We start from the raw sequence: 436 nt of genomic DNA, 5'->3' as shown, positions 1-436 counted from the left end.
GCCGGGGTTGGGATGCTCGTAGCGGTTCTGGGGACGCGGTGGCTCCAGGGCCGAGAGCCGGTTGAGACCGGCCCGTCGAACGATCCGGGCGACGGTGCTCTGACTCAACCCCAGCGCATCGCCGATCTGACGATAGGTCTGGCGCTCGCGCCGCCGCGCCAGCACTTGCGCCGTCACCGATGCGGGCGTCGCATGGGGGCACCGCGCGGGCCGGGAGTTGCGGTCCGCCAGCCCAGCCACCCCTTCGCAGCGGAAGCGATCGAGCCACTTGTAGGCGGTACGCGGACTGACACCGCACGCCTGCGCGGCCTCTGCTACCCGCAATCCTTCTTGCAGGACCCGGCGCACGAGCAGCGCTCGACCATGGGGCGTCAATCGGGCATGTTTATGCAGGTTCATCCGGGGCTCCTGGGGCTGGGTTGGCTTCGTAACCCCC

At 69.7% G+C, this 436-nt stretch carries 1 protein-coding gene; it reads right to left on the bottom strand.

The window, feature by feature from the left end; all coding sequences use genetic code 11:
• A partial coding sequence (locus ABE505_RS17095) for a leucine zipper domain-containing protein (protein ID WP_346446310.1) occupies positions 1-399 on the bottom strand: 399 nt, incomplete at its 3' end.
• Positions 400-436: the final 37 nt, after the last annotated feature.

The sequence above is a fragment of the Luteimonas sp. TWI382 genome, assembly GCF_039674545.1.
In the GTDB taxonomy this organism is placed as follows: Bacteria; Pseudomonadota; Gammaproteobacteria; order Xanthomonadales; family Xanthomonadaceae; genus Luteimonas.
The sequence above is the reverse complement of the archived record's forward strand: the minus strand, read 5'-3'. Positions and strand labels throughout refer to the sequence as shown.